15 protein-coding genes are annotated in these 19,874 nt (G+C 70.5%); 12 read left to right on the top strand and 3 right to left on the bottom strand.

The features are described from left to right. The first annotated feature begins 45 nt into the window (after window positions 1–45). From H4W31_RS19635 to H4W31_RS19650, 4 genes are all read left to right on the top strand, one after another. Complete coding sequence (locus H4W31_RS19635) at window positions 46–3,015, top strand: AfsR/SARP family transcriptional regulator (RefSeq protein ID WP_192767994.1); 2,970 nt, start codon at window positions 46–48, stop codon at window positions 3,013–3,015. Between the two features lie 189 nt (window positions 3,016–3,204). Then, a complete protein-coding gene (locus H4W31_RS44300) occupies window positions 3,205–4,161 on the top strand; it encodes a C40 family peptidase (protein WP_192767995.1) in 957 nt (318 codons plus the stop codon). Between the two features lie 26 nt (window positions 4,162–4,187). Beyond that, complete coding sequence (locus H4W31_RS19645) at window positions 4,188–5,132, top strand: CHAP domain-containing protein (protein ID WP_192767996.1); 945 nt, start codon at window positions 4,188–4,190, stop codon at window positions 5,130–5,132. Between the two features lie 231 nt (window positions 5,133–5,363). Further along, a complete protein-coding gene (locus tag H4W31_RS19650; protein WP_192767997.1) occupies window positions 5,364–6,398 on the top strand; it encodes a Rossmann-fold NAD(P)-binding domain-containing protein in 1,035 nt (344 codons plus the stop codon). An 84-nt stretch (window positions 6,399–6,482) separates the two neighbouring features. On the opposite strand, the gene H4W31_RS19655 is transcribed toward H4W31_RS19650, so the two are convergent. Beyond that, window positions 6,483–9,320, bottom strand: a complete 2,838-nt coding sequence (locus H4W31_RS19655; protein WP_192767998.1) for an AfsR/SARP family transcriptional regulator — start codon at window positions 9,318–9,320, stop codon at window positions 6,483–6,485. A gap of 468 nt (window positions 9,321–9,788) precedes the next feature. On the opposite strand from H4W31_RS19655, the gene H4W31_RS19660 reads away from it, so the two are divergent. Together H4W31_RS19660 and H4W31_RS19665 are read left to right on the top strand one after the other, a co-directional pair. Beyond that, on the top strand, window positions 9,789–10,733 hold the full coding sequence (locus H4W31_RS19660; RefSeq protein WP_192767999.1) for a hypothetical protein: 945 nt from the start codon (window positions 9,789–9,791) through the stop codon (window positions 10,731–10,733). A 154-nt stretch (window positions 10,734–10,887) separates the two neighbouring features. Beyond that, entirely contained in the window at window positions 10,888–11,187 is a 300-nt protein-coding gene (locus tag H4W31_RS19665; RefSeq protein ID WP_192768000.1) for a hypothetical protein, read from the top strand. Between the two features lie 226 nt (window positions 11,188–11,413). Here the strand turns inward: H4W31_RS19665 and H4W31_RS42905 are convergent, their stop codons facing one another. Continuing rightward, window positions 11,414–11,815: a hypothetical protein gene (locus H4W31_RS42905; RefSeq protein ID WP_225947833.1), complete on the bottom strand. Its 402-nt coding sequence runs from the start codon at window positions 11,813–11,815 to the stop codon at window positions 11,414–11,416. Here H4W31_RS42905 and H4W31_RS19670 point away from each other — a divergent pair. From H4W31_RS19670 to H4W31_RS19690, 5 genes are all read left to right on the top strand, one after another. After that, window positions 11,771–12,697 (top strand): M20/M25/M40 family metallo-hydrolase, encoded by a 927-nt coding sequence (locus H4W31_RS19670; RefSeq protein ID WP_225946842.1) that lies wholly within the window; start codon window positions 11,771–11,773, stop codon window positions 12,695–12,697. The genes H4W31_RS42905 and H4W31_RS19670 overlap by 45 nt on opposite strands. A gap of 223 nt (window positions 12,698–12,920) precedes the next feature. Continuing rightward, complete coding sequence (locus H4W31_RS19675; protein WP_192768002.1) at window positions 12,921–15,935, top strand: AfsR/SARP family transcriptional regulator; 3,015 nt, start codon at window positions 12,921–12,923, stop codon at window positions 15,933–15,935. A gap of 101 nt (window positions 15,936–16,036) precedes the next feature. Next, window positions 16,037–16,408, top strand: coding sequence for a peptidase inhibitor family I36 protein (locus H4W31_RS19680; RefSeq protein WP_192768003.1), 372 nt, complete (start codon window positions 16,037–16,039; stop codon window positions 16,406–16,408). After that, complete coding sequence (locus tag H4W31_RS19685) at window positions 16,369–17,304, top strand: hypothetical protein (protein WP_192768004.1); 936 nt, start codon at window positions 16,369–16,371, stop codon at window positions 17,302–17,304. Before H4W31_RS19680 ends, H4W31_RS19685 begins: the two co-directional genes overlap by 40 nt. A gap of 100 nt (window positions 17,305–17,404) precedes the next feature. Further along, window positions 17,405–18,457 (top strand): right-handed parallel beta-helix repeat-containing protein, encoded by a 1,053-nt coding sequence (locus H4W31_RS19690; protein ID WP_192768005.1) that lies wholly within the window; start codon window positions 17,405–17,407, stop codon window positions 18,455–18,457. Between the two features lie 167 nt (window positions 18,458–18,624). On the opposite strand, the gene H4W31_RS19695 is transcribed toward H4W31_RS19690, so the two are convergent. Next, window positions 18,625–18,915 carry a DUF1905 domain-containing protein gene (locus H4W31_RS19695; protein ID WP_192768006.1) on the bottom strand — a complete coding sequence of 97 codons (291 nt, stop codon included), beginning with the start codon at window positions 18,913–18,915 and terminating at the stop codon, window positions 18,625–18,627. Between the two features lie 402 nt (window positions 18,916–19,317). Between H4W31_RS19695 and H4W31_RS19700 the strand changes: the two genes are divergently transcribed. Next, on the top strand, window positions 19,318–19,686 hold the full coding sequence (locus H4W31_RS19700) for a YciI family protein (protein WP_192768007.1): 369 nt from the start codon (window positions 19,318–19,320) through the stop codon (window positions 19,684–19,686). Window positions 19,687–19,874: the final 188 nt, after the last annotated feature.

Consider the following 19,874-nt stretch of genomic DNA (forward strand, 5'->3'; position numbering starts at 1 on the left):
GGTCCGGCGATGGTGCCGGCTGCTCTGCTCGACTAGATAGAGGTAATGAGATTCGGATTGCTCGGACCGGTGGTCGCCTGGTCCGGAGGGCGCGCCGTGCCGGTCGGCGGCGCCCGGGAGCGGTACGTGCTCGCCACGCTGTTACTCAACGCCGACCGGCTGACACCGGCCGATCGGCTCGTCAACGCACTCTGGCCACAACCGCCCAGCTCCGCGCGGGCCCAGTTGCACAACCTGGTGAGCCGGCTGCGTGGCCGGGTCGGTGGCGGAGTCATCCTGACCAGGCCGACAGGCTACGAGCTCAGCACCGCCGGGGCGGAGGTGGATCTACTCGACTTCCGCGAACTGGTCGAGCGGGGTCGGCGGGCGGCGGCGACCGCTGCTTTCGCGCCCGCCGAGGCGTTGTTCAGTGAGGCGTTGGCGCTGTGGCGCGGCTCGGCCCTGGCCGACGTCGCCGACGAGTTGGCCGGCCCGGCCCGGGTGGCCCTGCACGAGGAGCGGCTGGCGGCCCAGGAAGCCCGGCTGGGCTCCCGTCTCGCGTTGGGCCGCCACGACGAGGTGTTGGCCGACGTGACACCCCTGATCGCGGAGCATCCGTACCGCGAGCGCCTGTACGAGACGCAGATGCTCGCGCTGGCGGCGGTGGGGCGGCGAGCCGACGCGCTGCAGCTGTACCGCGAGGCGTACCGGAGGTTCGATGAGGAGTTGGGGGTGACCCCCGGTACGGCACTACGCGCACTGGAACGGCGCATCCTCGCCGGCGAGGTTTCCACCCTGGGCCACGCGGCGCCTGTGGTCGTACCCCGTGAGCTGCCGCCGGAGATCTCCGTGCTGACCGGTCGGAGCAAGCTGCGCGCGGAGATCGCCGGGGCGTTGCGCCACCACGGCGGCGGCGGTCCCTCGGTCGCCGTCCTGGTCGGCCCCGGCGGCGTCGGTAAGACCGCGCTGGCGGTGGTGACCGGGGGTGCGGTGCTCGACGCCTTTCCAGATGGTCAACTGTTCGCGAACCTGCGGGGGTCGCACCGCGACCGGGCCGATCCACACAGTCTGCTCGGGCGGTTCCTGCGTCGACTCGGCGTCGGGGACTCGGCGGTACCGGACGACCCGGACGAGCGGATCGGACTGTACCGCAGCACCCTCGCCGAGCGCCGGCTGTTGCTGGTCCTGGACGACGCCGGCGCCGAGGCCCAGGTACGCCCACTGCTGCCGGGCAGCCCGTCCTGCGCGATTCTGATCACCTCGCGTTACCAGTTGGGGGCGCTGCTGGACGCAAGACGCTGGACGGTTCCCGCGCTGGACCCCGAGGACTCGGTGGAGCTGCTGGCCCGGATAGTCGGGGCGGACCGGGTCGCCGCCGAACCGGTTGCCGCGAGCGCGGTCGTCACGCTCTGCGGCAACCTGCCGCTCGCCACCTGCGTGGCTGCCGGTCGGCTCGCCGGACGTCCGCGGTGGAGTCTGGAGAAGTTCCGGGACCGGCTGGCGCGCGAGCGCGGGCGGCTCGACGAGTTGGCCCTCGGGGATCTGGACGTCCGGGCCAGTATCGCGACGAGTTACCAGCTGTTGGAGCCAACGGCCCGGCTGCTGCTGCGTCGGCTCGGCCTCCTCGCCACACCCGACTGGCCGGCCTGGGTCGCCGCCGCGTTGCTCGGCGACGACGAGGACGCGCTGTCCGGTCGGCTGCTGGAGACGTTGGCCGACGTCCACCTGATCGAACCCCTCGGTGCGGACCCGGTCGGTCAGGACCGGTTCCGGCTGCACGACCTGATTGCCGACTTCGCCGCCGAACGCGCCACCGCCGAGGAGAATCCGGCCGACCGGGACGCGGCGCTGACCCGGGTGTTGTCCGGATGGTCGGGGCTGGCCGCCATCGCGGACGAGCGAATCGGCCACAGCTTGCAGGGTGCCATCGGGCTGCCGGTTCCGCCGGTGCCGTACGGCGCCGAAGGTCCGGCCCGTGACGCGCCGCAGCAGTGGTTCGAGACGGAGCTGACCGCGCTGACGGCCACCGTGGAGCAGGCCGGCGAGTCGGGTGACGCCGAGATCACCAGTGGACTCGCGCTGCGCATGGTGGGCTTTCTCGCCCTGCGGACCTATGACGTCGAGCGGGAACGGGTGCTCCGCGCGGCCGTCGCCTGCGCCCGCGCGCATGGCGCGGATCGGTATCTGGTCCGGCTGCTGCTCAGCCTGTTCGGGCTGGCCGCGCAGCGGTCACGCTTCACCGAGCTGCCCGAGCTCGCCGCGGAGGGGCTTGCGCTCGCCCGGAAACTGGGCGATCGACTGGGCGAGGTAGGCGCGCTGGGCAACGCCGGCTGGGCGGCCCAGAGCGTCGGCCGGCTCACCGAGGCCGCGGAGTGGTTCCGTGCCGGGCTCACCGCGTGCGGCGAGGACACTCCGCCGGATCTCGTGCGGTGGCTGTCGTTGTCGGTCGTCCGTACGCGGCACGAGGCCGGTCAGTCCGCGCAGGCCGTTCCGCTGGTCGAACGGCTGCTGGCCGATCGGCGGCCGGCGGACTCCCCGCGTGCCACCGCCCAACTCCTCACCCTGGGCGCCGACGTGCTGCTCGGGGTCGGTCGGACCGACGACGCGGAGCGGGCGCTGATCGAGGCGGCGCAGATCCTCGACGGCCTCAACGACGAACTCGGACTCTCCCACGTCGATCACGCCATGGCCGGAGTGCACCTGTCCCGCGGTGAGTGGGTCGCCGCCGAGGAGCGACTGGCCCGGGTGCTGCCGGTGCAGGAGCGGCTGGGCGTCCGGGTCGAGCTGGCCGGCACGCTGCGTACGTACGGCGACCTCGAACTCGGTCGCGGTCGGAAAGCCGCCGCAGCCGAGCTGCTGCGCCGGTCGCTGGAGATCTGGCAGGAGATCGGCGCGGAGTTGGAGGCCATCCGGACGCTCGCCCGCCTGGCGCACTGCGATCCGGCCTCGGCAGCCGCCACGCGCGGTGAATGTCGACGGGTGCTGCACGATCTGGGCCTGACGGACGACGCGCTGCGCCTGCCCGGGTACCTGTGACGCGGCGCTGGCCCATGGCTAACCACGGTTGCCCCGTGCTGGTTAGCGACTTGTTAGCACGCCTTTCTAGCATTCCGGAAATGCCGAAGGAGCTCCTCAGTCGCGGAGCTGCGGCAGGACGTTCCGGAGGATTGCATGAGAGCCAGAGTTCGACAGGGCGTGCGACAACTCGCCGTTATCGCCGCCTTGGTGACGGGACTTGCCGGCGCGGCGGTCAGCACCGCGACGCCGGCTCAGGCCGCGGTGACGGTACGGGTCGAATCGACGATCACCGCGCATGATCTGCCGTACCTGAACAGTCCCTACATCGAGGGTTCGGCGTTGAGTGCGGGGCAGTACGTCTCCGTCGAGTGCTACATCCGTGGTCGGGAGTACGTCGGCGACAACTTCTTCTGGTATCGGATCAACACCAGGTACTATCCGGCGTACGCGATTGCGACGGCGACCGGAATTCCTCAGTGTGGTGGACCGTCGACGGTGCCGTCAGCGGCCAACGGATACAGCAGCCCATCGTTTGACGCGCCCTTTGCCACCGGATGGTTCGACTCCAACGAAACTGTCCAGGTTCTCTGTGTCGCCGCCGGCCAGACCTACAACGGCAGCAATGCCTGGTACTTCGTCAAGGGCTACTTCCTGCACGCCAGCCGGCTCGCCACCCGCCCCGCGCTCTACACCTGCCGGGGCTTCAGCACGCCGGGGGACGAGGTGGCGGCAACGATCGCCGCGGCGTCCAGCATGGTCGGCAGGTACCCCTATTCCTGGGGTGGTGGCAACCAGAACGGCCCGACCTACGGCATCTGCTGTAGCCCGAGCGGCCACGACGACCGCGACGTCTACGGCTTCGACTGCTCCGGCCTGACGCAGTACGCCTTCTACAAGGGCGCCGGGGTCAACATCGGCGGGGACTCGAGGTCGCAGTACAGCAACGGCTATCGGGTTCCGTTCTCCCAGCGCAAGGCGGGTGACCTGATCTTCTGGTCGAACAGCAGCCTGTCGCCGAGCGCGATCCACCATGTGGCGATCTACGTCGGTGGCGGCTACATCATCGAGGCCACCCGGGCCAGCAGCGGTCCCCAGGTCCGCAGGCGCAGCTTCAGTGCGGGCGAGTCCGGCGTGATGCCGGCCGTCGTCCGGCCAATCCGTTGACCCCGACCGACACGAGAAGGTGCCGAATGTCGAAACACATCGCCGCCCGGGTGGTCGCCGCCGTGGGCCTGCTGGTTGTCACCGCCCTCGGGCAGGCGGCGACCGCCGCGCCGGCTCAGGCCGCGGTGACGGTACGGGTCGAATCGACGATCACCGCGCATGATCTGCCGTACCTGAACAGTCCCTACATCGAGGGTTCGGCGTTGAGTGCGGGGCAGTACGTCTCCGTCGAGTGCTACATCCGTGGTCGGGAGTACGTCGGCGACAACTTCTTCTGGTATCGGATCAACACCAGGTACTATCCGGCGTACGCGATTGCGACGGCGACCGGAATTCCTCAGTGTGGTGGACCGTCGACGGTGCCGTCGGCGGCCAACGGATACAGCAGCCCATCGTTTGACGCGCCCTTTGCCACCGGATGGTTCGACTCCAACGAAACTGTCCAGGTTCTCTGTGTCGCCGCTGGCCAGACTTACAACGGCAGCAATGCCTGGTACTTCGTCAAGGGCTACTTCCTGCACGCCAGCCGGCTCGCCACCCGCCCCGCGCTCTACACCTGCCGGGGCTTCAGTACGCCGGGGAGCGTGACCAACGACTACCCGTACCGGGGTCAGACGTCGGGCGTCGACCGATGGAACTTCTACAAGGGCCAATGTACGTCCTTCGTGGCGTGGCGGCTCAACGACCGCAACAACATCGCGTTCCACAACTACTACCGATCCGTCCACTGGGGTAACGCCTACAACTGGGAAAATGCCGCGCGCAGTGCCGGAATCACCGTCAACAGCACGCCGAGAGTCGGCTCCGTCGCACAGACCGACAGCGGTTCCGGACACGTCGCGTGGGTGGCGGCGGTGCACTCCGACGGGACCGTGACGGTCGAGGAGTACAACTACGCCACCCCCAGCGCGTACGGCACCCGCCGGGTGAGTAGCAGCAGATTCGTCTACCTGCACTTCCCTCAGGCCTGACAACCCGGTGGACTGTCGCGACGCGGCGGCAGTCCACCGGGCTCGGGGGCCCTGGGCGATCGGTGGCTACGTGGGCGGATTCGACGCGGGCGCGGAGAGTCACGTGCCGGCCGTGGCGCGTTCGAGTTGGTGGATCAGGCGGTGCGCGTTGGGTGCCGGTGCGCCTCGGCTGCGTTACGCCGCCCGCGAACCAGCTTGTCGCAACGCCCCATTCGCTGATCGACTAGGTCGATGGACATCCTGATTCTCGGCGGCACCGCATGGCTCGGCCGGGAAATTGCTCGACAGGCTGTCGACCGCAGCCACACCGTCGGATGCCTGGCTCGTGGCCACAGCGGACAGCCTGCACCCGGCGCCCGCCTTCTCGCGGCCGACCGGCGGGATCCAACCGCCTACGACGACGCCCGGAACCAGTCGTGGGACGCGGTTGTCGAGGTCTCCTGGCAACCCGGCTTCGTGCGTGCGGCGCTCGCCGCCCTAGCCGCCCAGGCCGGACACTGGACGTATGTGTCGTCCGGCAACGCCTACGCGGCGTTCGACACCCCCGGCGCGGACGAGTCGTTCCCGCTGCGGGAACCCACCGACCAGGACGAGGTGGGCCGGGAGCTCTACGGCGAAGCCAAGGTGGCCAGCGAACAGGCCAGCGCCGCCGCCCTCGGTGACCGGCTACTCATCGCCCGCTCCGGCTTGATCGGCGGCCCCGGCGACCCGAGCGGCCGGTCCGGCGCCTGGGTGACCCGGGCCGCCCGGGCACCCGGGGAACCAATGCTCGTCCCCGACACTCCCGACCTGCCCACCCAGGTCGTCGACGTCCGTGACCAGGCTGCCTGGATCCTCGACTGCGCCGAGCGCGGCACCATCGGCGCGTACGACGTTGTCGGCCCCACGGTGCCGTTCGGCGAGTGGGTTGAACTGTGCCGTCGGATCGGCGACCACACCGGCCCGGTAGTGCACGTACCGCAACAATGGCTCCTCGGGCAGGACGTAAAGCAGTACATGGGTGCGGACTCGCTCGCGATGTGGGTCGTCGAGCAGGGCTGGGAGGGCTGGTCCGCCCGCACCGGAGCGGCCGCCGTCGCTGCCGGCCTGCGCCACCGCGACCGCGCCGAACTGGTCACCGACATCCTCGACTACGAACGGGCAGAGGGGCTCGACCGACCGCGCGGGGCCGGCCTCAGCCCGCAACGCGAACGCGCCCTGCTCGCCGCGTACCGCTCGGTGGCTGCTCCCCGTTCGGTTTCGCGCCGACCTGGCGGCCGGCGGTGATGGAAGGTGCTTGCTGCTGGCACCCAGCCTGCCGAACCGGAGTTGGACAATCCTTGAGGAATTCTGACCCGAAGCTTGCACGGATCAGCCGGGAAGGGTCTGCCGGGCGATCTGTTCCTGGAGTGCGTCGGCTTCCCCGCCACGGTGCTGCATTCGCAACAGGGTCAGCGCCCGCCCCCACGCCTGGCGAGCCTCGTCGCGCCGGCCCAGGCTCGCGTACAGCTCACCGAGGCTGACCAGACAGTCCACCTGCCCCCGGGCGTTGTCCACGCCGTCGTACAGCTCCAGAGCCTGTCGGAAATGAGCCAGCGCCTCGGTGTGCTGACCGGTGCGGTGCGCGATGAAGCCGAGGCTGTGCAGCGTGTCGGCCTCGGCGTCCGGGTGCGGGTGGCTCCGGAGCACGGCGGCCGACTCTGTGCACGAGGTCCAGGCCTGCTCGTACTGACCGAGTTGGGCGTGCGCCCAACCGACGGCGTTGAGCCCACGGGCCTCCTCCACCGGGTCGATTCCCAGCCGCCGGAATATCCGCAGACCCAGCAGGGCGTGCAGCAACGCCCGCCGGCCGTCACCTCGCCGGCCCCAGGTCACGTGCAGAGCACGGTGGGCACGGGCCTGCTCGGCGACATCGCCGGCCCGGCGAGCCTGGCTGATCGCCCAACGCAGGTGTGCGGTGGCCGCCCGGTCGTCGACCAGTGCCTCGGCGGCCTGTCCCAGGTAACGGTGCGCGACTGCCTGGATCGCCCGGTTGCCCTCCTCCCGTGCGGCCGGCAGCGTGACCCGCCAGACCATGACCTGGTCGTGCCCGCGATTGCCACGCACGTGGAAGGTGGTCATCGCCTGGGCGAACTGCCACACCTGCGAGTGCAAACCGAGTTGTCCGGCGAGCTGCTGCACGGTGAGCAGGTGGCTGTGCTCGCGGTCGAACCAGGTCATCGCCTCGGCCCGGCTGCGCAGTGGCAGGGGGACGCAGCCCGGTGGCGGCTCGCCGACCGGGACGGGGGCCCGGCGCGGATCCAGCAACTGATCGGCGGCACAGGCCGTATGCAGGTAGAACTCGACCAGGCGTCGCAACGCCGCCGCCCGCGCCGGGGCGTCGGCCGTCCGGTCCACCTGCTCGCCCGCGTACAGCCGGACGAGGTCGTGCATCCGGTAGCGGCCAGGCTCGTGCTGTTGCACCAGGTGGGTCAGCTCCAACTGCCGTAGCAACTCGCGGACCCGGGGTTCCGGCTCGGCCGCGAGGCTGGCCACGGCGGCGAGGCTGAGGTCCTCGGTCGGCGCCAGTCCGAGCAGGCCGAAGGTCGCTGCCGCGTCGGCGCGGAGCGCCTGCAGGGACCAGGAGAAGACAGCGCGCAGGTTGACGGTCAACTCGCCCGCGTCCAGCGCGTCGAGCCGGGTCGACGTGTCGGCCAACTCGCCGGCCAGCATCCCCAGCGGCCACAACCGCCCGGTGGCGGCCCGGGCGGCGACGATGCCGAGCGCCAGCGGTAGGCCGGCACAGTGGTCGAGGAGGACCCCGACCGCCGCCGGCTCGGCGGCCAGCCGGTCGCGGCCGAGGTGACCCGCCAACAGCTCCCAACTTTCCCCCGGGCTCAACATGTCGAGGGTGATCAGACGGGCCCGGTAGGTGGCGGCCAGCCCAGTCAACTGGAGTCGGCTGGTGACCAACACGGTGCAGGTGGGGCTGCCCGGCAGCAGAGGCAGAACCTGACCGGTGTCCCGTGCGTTGTCCAGCACGATCAGCAGGCGTCGACCGGCGACCAGGCTCCGATACAGCCCCGCCTGCGCGTCCGCGTCGACCGGTACGGCACTCGGATTGACGCCCAGGGCCGCCAGGAAACCGCGCAGTACCAGGGAGGGCGGCACCGGGTCGGGACCGGGTCCGAAACCCCGCAGGTCGGCATAGAGCTGACCATCGGGGAACCGGTCGAGGTGGGTGTGCGCCCAGCGCAGCGCCAGGGAGGTCTTGCCGACTCCGCCCGAGCCGCCGATCGCCGAGATCACCACTGTCGTACCCGATGAGCTCTGGTCTTGCGCCGCGTCGTCGAGCGAGACCAGTTCGTCGACGCGGCCGGCGAACAGGCCCGGTGGCGCGGGGAGCTGGCGCGGAATCACCGAACGTCCCAGCGGTCCGGCGTCCCCGGCCGACGGTGGTGTCGGGTCGACATCCGGTTCGGGCACCAGGTCGAGGGCCGGATCGGTGGACAGGATCCGCTGGTGGAGTTGCCGCAAGGCGGGCCCCGGATCGGCACCGAACTCCTCAGCCAGTACCAGCCGGGTCTGCTCGTACCGCGACAGCGCCTCGGCCTGCCGCCCGCCCCGGTACAGCGCCAGCATCAACTGGCCGGCGGCCCGCTCGTCGAGCGGGCGTGCCACGACCCGGGCCGACAGCTCCGACAACAGCTCGTTGTGCCGGCCACGCCGCAGCGCGAGGTCCGTGTGAACCAGCTCGGCTTCGAGTCGCTGCTGGTTGAGCCACTCCCGCACGCCATCGCCCCACGGAGTGTCGAGGCCGGCGAGGGCCTCCCCCCGCCACAGCCCGAACGCCCGCTCGAACAACGCCAGCGCCTGCTCTCCGTCGCTCACCGACCGTGCCTGGCCGACCAGCCGACGAAACCGGTGCAGGTCCACCGTCAGCTCGTCGACCGCGATCAGGTAGCCACCGGAACGGCGGACGATGTCCACCCCGGGCGCGCCCGAGAGGGTCCGGCGCAGCCGGGAGAGATAGCTGTGCAGGGTGTTCCGTACCGTGTCCGGCGGCCGGTCGCCCCAGACCCGGTCGATAAGCTGATCGGGTGCGACGAGCTGGTTGGCGTCGACCAGCAACGCCACCAGCACAGCTCGCTGGCGGGCGTGACCGAGGGGAAGACGTCGGCCGTCAACTCGGACCTCAACCTCGCCGAGCAGGCCGAACCCTACCGTCACGCCGACCTCCTCCAGCCCCGGTTGTCGCCAACTCATTGATAGCAGGCAGTGCCGGCCGCTCGTACTCCAATACTCGCAAACGGCACCTACTCGCGGCATCCGAAGGTCGCCACTGGACCGCATCGGCATCGCCGTCCCCGACCAGGACCTGGTGCCGGAACATCCACCTCCGCCAGACCGGTCACCCGAAGCCCGAGGGCGCGGACCGACAGATGGCGATGACAGCGCCCGCTGCCAGGAGTCCGGACTCTCGAACGCCGTCCGACCGTCGGGGAACGCCTCCCGGTACAACGCCACCGCGTACGCAACCGTTCCGCGGGCATTCCCAGGTGAGGCACGGATAGCGTTTCGCGGGCGCTTCCGTGAGCCTCGTCGACGCCTTGACCGCCCTACCGTCGCGCAATAGCCTGCACTCGACGATCTCTGAGGCGCCCGGCCTCAGGTCGTCGAAAGCCTGGGGAGGACAGCATGCGGTTTGGTAGGCGACTGACCATTGTGGTCGCAATGGTACTTGGTTCTCTGGTCCTGTCTGGAAACGCAGCTCAAGCTGCCTATTACAATACGTACTCCGACATTGCCAGCACGCCCGACACGAGCTGCTGCACCGGGGTACAGGGATTTGCCGCCGGATCCACCTACCTCTACTCGATCAAGACCCGTACCAATTACGACGACGTCTCCGCCATCTACCGTGTCCACAAGACCACCGGTGCGCGAGTGGTGATGAGAAACGGCACGAACAACACGTCGACCAACACCTGGCTCGGGCACGGAAACGACATGACGATCGTTGACATCGATGAGCAGCACCACATGTTCATCGTCACCATGAACGAGACCGGCGCGCAGCTCGTGAAGCTCCGCTACGACGGCACCACGTACTACCACGCCGGGTCGTACCAGGTGCGTCTCAACGGGGTCGCATTCGCGCCGTCCGGGATCGATCGAGTCTCGGACAACAGCACTGCGATCACGTTCATGTTCAAGAGTGGCAGGACCATCTATAACGGCAGTCTCCCGCTGCGCGCCGCCTCCGGGACCATCAACGTGACGAAGGCGTTCGACCTGCAGGTCGACGGCGCCCTCGTCAATGGCGCCACGGTGCCGGACCTGGGCACCTTCTCCAACCAGGGATTCTTCTACGACGAGAGCAAGAAGGTTCTCTACAACCCGCTGACCAAGGGCCACCGCAGCATCGTGCTTGTCTACCGGAACGTGTCGCCGACGACGACAGGAACCGCGCCCGCGGCCACTGACCTCTCCTTCCGCATCACGTCCGCGGCATACGCGATCAAGTTCGAGATCGAAGGCGTGGGACTCAGCGACGGCAAGCTGTACTTCAGTACGAACCGGGCAAACGAGAGTGGTGCCCACGACGGGGTCCACGTGTTCAACGGCTACGTCGCCGCCTAGCGCACGCGACGGTGGGGATTCGTTGTGGCTCAGCGATTGGGCCACAGCGAATCCCACGCCCGATTGCTGGGTTTGTACTTGGTACTCCAGCCGTACCTCCGTGGGTGGCCTGGCACGTGCGGGCCACCCCTGCCCAGCACTTCCGGGAGAGTCCATGGCAACCTTGAACGTATTCCGAAATGACGCCGTCGGCCTGCTCGGAAGGATGACGCTCAAGGTCGACGGCCGTACCGTCGCCAGGTTGCGCGGAGGCCAGACGGCGTCAATCGACCTCGCCGCTGGGCGACACGAGGTACGGGCGCACATGAGTTGGCAGGCCAGCGAGCCGGTGACCGTCCACCTCGCCGATGGTGACGAGGTTGCCGTGGAGATGTGGACACCGGAATTCAGCGGCACGGTGGGCAACACGTTCTGGCGCGCCCGCCGTGCTCTCGGGCTGAAGGTCGGCAGCTGACCACGAGTCCTCCTGCGTCATCGCCGCCCAGGCCTCGCACGGGGAGATGTGGTCCTCGTCGGTCCAACCCTCTACACCGACTCCAACGTGCCCGACGGTAGGGACAACCCTCAGGTCAAAGAGAAGGGCTGGCGTCACTGTGCTTACCCGTCGGGTGCGACAGGCTCTTCTCGACCGGCGTGCTCAGGTGGCCGTCGCGCTCATGCTGGAGGGAACCATGTCGGAGTCAGAAGGTCGCGTCGTCAGCCGCCGCGCTGTACTTGGTGGTGCCGTTGTCGGCGCGGCGGGAGCGGCACTGGCGGCACCCTGGGCCGCGCACGCGAGCGGTGGTTCGGAAGCCAGGGGAATCGACCGACATCTGGTGGACGCCGTGGCGTCTGGGCTGGACCACGATCTGATCGAGTTGCGCCGTGACATCCACCGGCACCCCGAGATCGCCGGCCAGGAAGAGCGAACCGCCAAGCTGGTTGCCGGGCGCCTTCGCGCCGCCGGTCTCGACGTCGCCACGGGCGTCGGCGGGCACGGGGTCGTCGGGGTGCTCACCGGCGCGCGCCGCGGCCGAACGGTCGCCTACCGGGCCGACATGGACGCGGTGGCGCCGAACGGACAGGTGGGGGGCGGCACGCAACCCGCCCACCTTTGTGGACACGACATGCACACGGCCGTGGGTGTGGGCGTCGCCGAGGTGCTGGCACGCCTGCGCGACCGGCTCAGCGGCGCCGTGGTGTTCGTCTTCCAACCCGCCGAGGAGACGCTGACCGGCGCCGCCGCGATGCTCGACGCCGGCGTCCTCGCCCACACCCGTCCGGTGGAGATCCACGCCCTGCACTGTGGTCCGTTTCCGGTCGGACGGTTCCTCGTCACATCCGGCTTCGGACTTCCCGGCCAGGACCGTGGCACGATCACGCTTACCGGGTCCGATGCCATGGTCCGGGCCCAGCGGCTCGCTGCCGAGATCGGCGCACTCGGCACGGTGTCTCCGCCCACCGTCCCGGCAGACCTCGAACGACTCGTCGCCGACGTCCAGACACCGAACGGGCCACTGACCAACTTCGTCTTCATGCAGGCCCGAGCCGCCGAGATCGAAGGCCGCGCCGAGGTCCAGGTGGTCTACCGCTGCTGGCCGGAGGACCGGTACGTCGAGATCCGCGAGAGCATCCACCGCCTCGCGCGATCGGCCGGCGGGGCGTCGGTGACCTTTCCGAGCGATCCGTTTCCCGCCATGGTCTGTCCCGAGCGGGAAGGCCGGGCACTCGAGCGGTACCTGCACCAGACCGTCGGACGCGACCAGGTACGCCGGATGCATGCCGCGATCCCGTTCAACGGCGAGGATTTCGCACTGTTCCTCGACCGGCTTCCCGGCACGTTCACCTTCCTCGGCGTGCGCTCGCCCGGCGCCGCCATCGAGACCAGCTACCCGCACTTCGGCGCCTTCAACCCGGACGAGCGGGCCATCGGCCACGGCGTCCGTGCGATGGCGGGCTGGCTGGCTGGCCGCAGCGGCAGATAGTAGCCCGGTCGAACGTGGTTCGGGGCCGCCGCGGTCGCCGAGGCCGCCTGGCTGGCGACGCGCTCGTTCGGAGGAGCCGCGGGGTTGTCGCCTTCGTCCCGACAGTGGCCATCGCCGCTAGGGTGGTCACGTCGCGGTTTTCGACGGAGGTGTCCGTACCGTGCCCAGTCCAGGTCGACCTGAATTCGCCGTCCTCGGCCCCGTCGAGGTCCACGTCGGAGCCGTGTCCGTACCACTGGCGGGGCACCGGATTCGTGCCCTCGTCGCCGTGTTGGCGCTGCGAGCCGGCGAGCCGGTGCCGGTGTGGCGGATCATCGAGGCGCTGTGGGAGGGCGACCCGCCCGCGGGTGCCCGCAACCAGGTGCAGGTCTACATTTCTCGGATCCGCAAGGCCCTGCTCGCGGCGGGCTGCGTGGGGCCGGTGGTGCGGACGCGCGGTGAGGCGTACCTCCTCGATGTCGAGCCGGACCGGGTCGATGCCCTGCGGTTCGCCCGGCTCGTGGCGGCGGCCGAGGCGCGGCGGACCCGCGACGCCGGGCCGGTGGAGGAGGCCGACCTGCTGCGCGAGGCGCTGGCGCTCTGGCGGGGAAACGCCCTCGCGGACGTCGCCGGGGCGGTGCTCGGCGTGGACGCCGCCGCGCTGGAGGACGTCCGGTGCGCCGCCCAGGAGCGCCGCGTCGACCTGGACCTCGCCCGTGGGTGTCACGGTGACCTGGTGGCGGAGCTGCGCGGCGCGGTGGCCGAGCGGCCACTGCACGAGGGTTTCCGGCGCCGGCTCATGCTGGCGCTGGCCGGCTGTGGCCAGCCGGCCGAGGCGCTCGCGACCTACCGGGAGGGGCAGCGGCTGCTGCGTGATGAGCTGGGCCTGGATCCCAGCGAGGATCTTCAGGAAACGGCCCGGTCGATCCTGCGGCGTACCGCGCCCAGGCCCGACCGGCCCGGCGATCAACGGGTGCCGGTGGGCGGCCGGCTCGCGGCGGTGATCAGCTGCTCGCTGCCGCCGGCGGTGGCGGGATTCGTGGGACGCGGCACCGAGGCGAGCGAGCTGCGGGCCGGCCTGGACCGGGTCGGCGATTTTCCGGCCGTGGCGCTGGTGACCGGTGCGGGTGGGATCGGCAAGTCGACGCTCGGCATCCGGGTGGCGCACGAGCTGCGCGGTGCCTATCCGGACGGGCAGCTCTTCATCGACCTGCGCGGAAGCCAGGGCGATCCGATGCCGCCGCGCGAGGCGCTCGGGCACCTGCTACGCGGCCTGGGCGTGACCGGCGCGCTGCTGCCCGACGACCTGACCGAGCGCCTGTTGCTGTACCGGTCGATGGCCGCCGACCGGCGCATCCTGGTCATGCTGGACGACGCGGCGCACGAGCACCAGGTGCGGCCGTTGGTCCCGGGTGCGGGCGGCTCGGCGGTGCTGCTGACCAGCCGCTCCCGGCTCGTCGGGCTCGACGACGCGACCCGGGTCGAGCTGGGTGTGCTGGCCCGCGCGGAGTCGCTGCGGCTGTTGGGCAGTATCGCGGGGGAGGACCGGCTGGCGGCGGCACCGGTGGCCGCCGGCCGGATCGCGCGGCTGTGCGGGGATCACCCGCTCGCGGTACGGATCGCCGCGGCCCGCCTCGCCGAACGTCCGCACCTGCAACCGGGCCGACTGGCCGCCGAGCTGTCCGACGAACGTGCCCGGCTGGACGCGCTGCGCGCCGGTGACCTGGAGGTACGCGCGACGCTGGCGGTCAGCTACGGCGGGCTGACCGACGCCGAACGACGGGCGGTACGCCTGCTCAGCCTCGGCGACGTACCGGACTTCCCGGCCTGGGCGGCGGCCTGCGTGCTCGACCTGCCGCCGGACGAGGCCGAGGGAATCGTCGAACGGGTTGCCGACGCGCGCCTGCTCGATCCGGTCGTCGCCGACAGCGGTACCGGCGAGGTCCGGTTCCGTTTCCACGAACTCGTCCGGCTGTTCGGCCGGGAGCGGGCGGCGGCCGAGGAGACGCCGGCGGCCCGGGCCGGGGCGGTGCGCCGGCTCCTCGCCGGCTACCTGGTTGCCGCCGAGGAGGCGGATCGGATGGCGACCGGAATCGTCGGTGCCCCGCCCCTGGACGCGCCCCGGTACCCGCTGCCCGATGACCGGTTGTCGGCTGTCCGGGCCGACCCGCCGAACTGGTTCGCCCGGGAGTTGGCGGCGCTGGTCGCGCTGGTCCGGCAGGCCGCCACGGTCGGGGAGGCGGTGGCGGCCTGCGGGCTCGCGGCGAGCATGGCGGGGTTCCTGGAGACGAGGAACTTCTACGACCACTGGTCCGACACCCACACCCAGGCGCTCGCGGCGGCCCGCGCCGTGGACGCCGTACCCGCGATCCTGGCGATGGTCCGTAACCTCGGCGAGCTGCACACCATCCGTGACGAGCACGCCGCCGCCGTCGACTGCTTCACCGAGGCGCTGGCGCTGTCCCGGCAGACCGGCGATCTCGGGTACGCCGTCGCCGCGTTGGTCGGCCTCGGCTACCTGCAACGCCTGGCCGGCCACTACACCCGCAGTATCGCCTCGTTCACCGCCGCCGCCGAGGCTGCCCGCCGCGACGGCAACCGCAACGGCGAGATCTACGCCGAGCAGGGCGTCGGCGCGGTCTGGTTCGAGCAGGGCCGCCTCGATCAGGCCGCGACCCGGTACACCGAGTGCCTGCGCCGCAGCCGGGCCGCCGGATACCGGGCGGTCGAGGCGCAGGCGCTGCGCGGTATCGGGCTGGTACAGCTCGCCCGGGGTGAGCCGGCCGAGGCGGCGGAGTCGTTCCGCCAGGCCCGGGAGATCAGCGCCGCGCTGGGCGACCGGCTCGTCGAGGCGTACGCCGTGCAGTTGCTGGGTCATGCCCACGCGCTCACCGGCGAGTATGCGCGGGCCGAAGCCCTGCTGCGGCAGGCCGACCGCGTCTTCGAGCGCTTCGACAGCCGGTTCGGCCTGGCGATGGTACTGGTCAGCCTCGCCACCATGCGGCTGGGCCAGCACCGCGTCGAGGAGGCCCGCGGGCTGCTGGAGCGGGCCTGCGGGCTCTGGCGCCGGCTCGGGATGCCGTACTGGGGCGCGCAGGCGCTGGACCTGCTCGCCGAGGCCCGCCGGCGGACCGGTGACGGCCCGGCGGCGGACCGGGCCGCGGCCGAGGCCCGTGCGCTACGGCTCACCTGCGATGCCGAATCGGTACGGCCGGGTGCGCCGAGGGTTCCCGGCGGATCGGTACGGGCCGGCCGCTGAACGCTCTCGTGCACGGGGTTCAGCCGCGAGTCAGCACAGGTACAGCGCCGATCGGCAGTCTGCTGGCGAGAAGTTTCCCTGCCACGGAACGGAGACGCGCAATGCGTTCACCGAAACGGATCCTCGCGGCGTTCGGCGCGACAGCCATGCTGACCACCGCGCTGGTCGGCGTCACCGCCGCACCGGCCAGCGCAGACCCCTGTCCCTCGGGGGCGACCTGCGCCTACACCTCGACGAACTGGGTCGGCGCGCCCGGCCCGGTGTACGGCGACAACCGGGACCTGTCCGGCTTCGCCAAATGGGCGGGCGCGGAATCGATCTACAACAACGGCACGAGCTGCAACGTCTACGTCTACTCCGGCACCGGCTACGGCGGCATCCGTTACCCGCTCAACCGCGGCACGGGCTGGACGACGCTGAGCGGTTCGAGCCTGTGGCACCACGCCTACAGCAACCGCTGGTACGGCTGCTGACCGTGATGCGACGCGCCCTCACCGCGCTCGCGGCGGCGGCACTCGTTCCGGCGGGCCTGGTCGGCTGCGGGGGAGAACCCTCCGCCGACCGGGCCCGCCCGGCCCGGTTGTATCCCTTCGCCAGCGCGGTGTACTTCACCGCCGAGGAGGAGCGGGTGATCCAGGACGCGCTCGAGGACCGGACCGCCACCTGTATGCGCGAGCGCGGCTTCGACTACGAACCCGTACACGGTGGGTCGGCGGAGCCGGAGCCCGACAACCCGTACGCCCTGCTCGACGCCCGTACCGCCGCCACCCATGGCTACGGCATCGTGCCGGCGGCGGTACGGCACCGCGCGCGCCCCTCGGCGACGAGCACCCCGCGCCCCGATCCCGCGTACGACCGGGCCCTCGTCGGCAGCCAGAACGCCCAGGTCACCCTGTCGCTGCCCGGTGGCGAGCAGGTGGCGGTGGCCACCGACGGCTGCGTGGCGGCGGCGCGTACGGCGGTCTTCGGCGCCGACTGGGACGCCCTGTACTACGCGTTCCAGTCGCTCAGCAACCGGACGATCGAGCGGACCGGGCAGGATCCGGCGGTGAGCGCCGCGGTGGTGTCCTGGTCGGCGTGCGTTGCCGAGTCGGGTTACCAGGCGGCGACGCCCGCCGAGTTGCGCGAGCAGCTTGAGCAGCGGGCGGCGCAGGCCACCGACGACGTGGCGATGCGCGAGGCAGCGCGCTCCGAACTGGCCGCCGCCGGGGCGGACGCCGCCTGCCAGGAGCGCGCTCGTCTGCGCGGGGTGACGGAACAGGCCCAGGCCGCCGCCGAGCGCCAGCTGCTCACCGCGCCCCTGCAACAGGACCTGACCCGCCTCCGGCACCTCAAGCAGGCGGCCCTGACCTCCCGTCCGCCACCATGAGCCGACTCCAGCCTGTCGTCGGCACGCGTAGAACGATGGTCATCGTGGTCCCGCCGACTCGTCGGGTCGGCGATCAAGAGCGATTCCAAAGGAGTTGGACATGCGCAGAACCTCCCTCGTGGCCGCCGGTACGGTGTGCGTCGCACTCGCGGGCGTACTGCCGGCGCTGCCCGCGACAGCCGCGCCCGTCGAGCAGCTGACCGTGTACGTGAACCCGGCGGTTGCCACCGGCGCCGGAGCGCTGGAGCGCGGTACCGGCCGGACCCTCGACACCGCGGTGGCTTCGATCGAGGAGGCGCAGGACGTCCTGCGTACCCGGAACGTGAGGAACGCGACGGTGCTGCTCTCCGCCGGCACCTACCGGCCGGCGTCGACCATCCGGGTGACCTGGGCACCGCCGGGTGGACGGCTCACCCTCGGCACGGTCGGCGCGGCGGCGGTGACCATCGACTGCGGCACCTTCGAGGACACCAGCACCAACACCGAGTACGGGATGACGGTCACCGCCGACAACGTCACCGTCTCCAACTACGTGTTCCAGAACTGCCGCAACGGCGGAATCCGTGCCGCGGGTACCTCGGCGAACCGGCTTGCCGGGTTGGACGTCACCGGCAACACGTTCCGGCGGCTCGGCGGGAAGTTCCAGAGCGGACCCGGCAACGGGTACGGCGCGGTGCACGCCACGTACACGACCGGGCTCAACGTCGAGGACAACCTGTTCCAGAACCTGGAGAACACCGAGAGCCCCGCCGCGATGCACGGGGTCTACGTCGCCAACTACGCGAACGACACCGTGATCTACAACAACCGGTTCGAGCTGATTTCGGGCGACCCGGTGCGGAGCCGGAACCGGTCGGACAACACCACCGTCGAGTCCAACAAGTTCTGGCGCACCGGCGCGTACGCGATCTTCAGCGACTGGCGGTTCGACAGCGAGGGATGCAGCACGAACGGCTTGTTCGACCGGAACCAGGTCGGCACCACCTCGTACAACAACGACAGGTGGAACGAGGACGCGCAGGGCAGCATCAACCCGGTCCGGGTACGCCTCTGGGGGCACGACGCGGCGACCAACGCCAACCTCTACGGCTGCTCCAGCGACCCAATCACCTTCGGCGGTAACAACGACTACGTGACCAGCAAGCCCTGGTAGGACAGCGCTGCACCGGGCCGTGCCGAGACCGGTACGGCCCGGACACGGTGCGTCGACCACGGTGCGTCGACCAGCGCGCCGGCTCCGGGCGGCCGACGGCGAGGTGATCCGGGACCGGTCGGCTAGGGGTGCCGCACACCCGGCCGGCCGGCGATGACCCGCGACTGCTATCCCGCGAGCACCATCAGGCGGACGTGCACGATGTCGTGGAGGGCGATTTCCTCTCTCCTGCGCACCGAGTCCCGCAGTGGCAGTACGTAGCCGCCGTCCTTCGGGAACAACGAGGTCCGCCAGCGGCTCCGTCCGAGCCACACCTCGACGGGCACCATGCCCCAGCCGTACGTGGCCGCCGATGCCAACTGGCGTACGACGTCGGCGGACTCGGGCGGCACCGTCACGAAATGGTACGGGGACGGCCCTCGCCATTCCCACACCACGCCCTCGAACTCGCACTCCATCGCGGCATCATTCCACGCAGAATTCCTTGGGCTCGGGGTCCTGCGGCACGACGTGTCCCAAGGCGTCGTCGTACCACTCCTCTCGGACCAGCGTCGTGCCGGCGGCAACCAACTCGGGCACCTTCAGGGAGCCAATCGTGGCCCCTGCCATCCAACCGGTCGCGAAGGGTGACGGCTCGGCTGCCAGCTGGCGCGCACGGAGGGCGGCAGATGACTGTGGGACTATTCGTGGCCAGTGGCGGCGGCAATGATCCCCGCGAACACGGTCGACTTGACGCCCGTAGGCGCCGTGCGGCGGAGGTCACGTCAGAATTTTCCGGGATGACGTCGGATCCGGGGCGAGTCGTTCGTATAGCAGGCAGAGGCGGCTGGACGAGGCCGCCGGAACAAGGGAGTTCTGGGATGACGCGGTACTTGGTCTCGTTCAACGACGGCGCGATGGACCACATCCCCGACGCGGATTGGCCCGACGTGGGCAAGGCCTCGCATGCGGTGATCCAGGAGGCCGTGGACGCCGGCGTGTTTGTCTTCGGCGGTGGACTCGAACGCCAGAGGGCGAGCGTCGTGGCCACGGACGGGATGGTCACCGACGGCCCTTACCCGGAGACCAAGGAGGTCATTGGCGGGTTCGTGGTCGTCGACGTGGCCTCACGCGAGGAGGCGCTGACCTGGGCTGCCAAGATTGCCGGCGCTTGCCGCTGCGCGCAGGAGGTTCGGGAGCTCATGCCCGATCCCGAGACAGACGCGATGCTTCGCCGGGCTGACAGGTGACGATGACGTTCCGACGATGTCGGATCGAGGAAGACTCGCCGTGCCAGAGCAGGACTTGCCTGGCCGCGGTTGACGACGCGGATCTGCGCGTCGACCTGGACTAGGACGCCGTGACGGTGACCCGGGGATCGGGCGCGGGGCGAGGCCCAATCCCCGGGCCTGTGTCGCGTCCGCTCGAACCTTGCCGA

This window comes from Plantactinospora soyae (assembly GCF_014874095.1).
GTDB classification, from domain to species: Bacteria; Actinomycetota; Actinomycetes; order Mycobacteriales; family Micromonosporaceae; genus Plantactinospora; species Plantactinospora soyae.

What these genes read in the sequence shown, in the direction of transcription:
- H4W31_RS19635 (WP_192767994.1), top strand. Translation starts at nt 46, where the DNA reads ATGAGATTCGGATTGCTCGGACCGGTGGTCGCCTGGTCCGGAGGGCGC.
- H4W31_RS19645 (WP_192767996.1), top strand. Translation starts at nt 4,188, where the DNA reads ATGTCGAAACACATCGCCGCCCGGGTGGTCGCCGCCGTGGGCCTGCTG.
- H4W31_RS19650 (WP_192767997.1), top strand. Translation starts at nt 5,364, where the DNA reads ATGGACATCCTGATTCTCGGCGGCACCGCATGGCTCGGCCGGGAAATT.
- H4W31_RS19660 (WP_192767999.1), top strand. Translation starts at nt 9,789, where the DNA reads ATGCGGTTTGGTAGGCGACTGACCATTGTGGTCGCAATGGTACTTGGT.
- H4W31_RS19665 (WP_192768000.1), top strand. Translation starts at nt 10,888, where the DNA reads ATGGCAACCTTGAACGTATTCCGAAATGACGCCGTCGGCCTGCTCGGA.
- H4W31_RS19670 (WP_225946842.1), top strand. Translation starts at nt 11,771, where the DNA reads ATGGACGCGGTGGCGCCGAACGGACAGGTGGGGGGCGGCACGCAACCC.
- H4W31_RS19680 (WP_192768003.1), top strand. Translation starts at nt 16,037, where the DNA reads ATGCGTTCACCGAAACGGATCCTCGCGGCGTTCGGCGCGACAGCCATG.
- H4W31_RS19690 (WP_192768005.1), top strand. Translation starts at nt 17,405, where the DNA reads ATGCGCAGAACCTCCCTCGTGGCCGCCGGTACGGTGTGCGTCGCACTC.
- H4W31_RS19695 (WP_192768006.1), bottom strand. Translation starts at nt 18,915, where the DNA reads ATGGAGTGCGAGTTCGAGGGCGTGGTGTGGGAATGGCGAGGGCCGTCC.
- H4W31_RS19700 (WP_192768007.1), top strand. Translation starts at nt 19,318, where the DNA reads ATGACGCGGTACTTGGTCTCGTTCAACGACGGCGCGATGGACCACATC.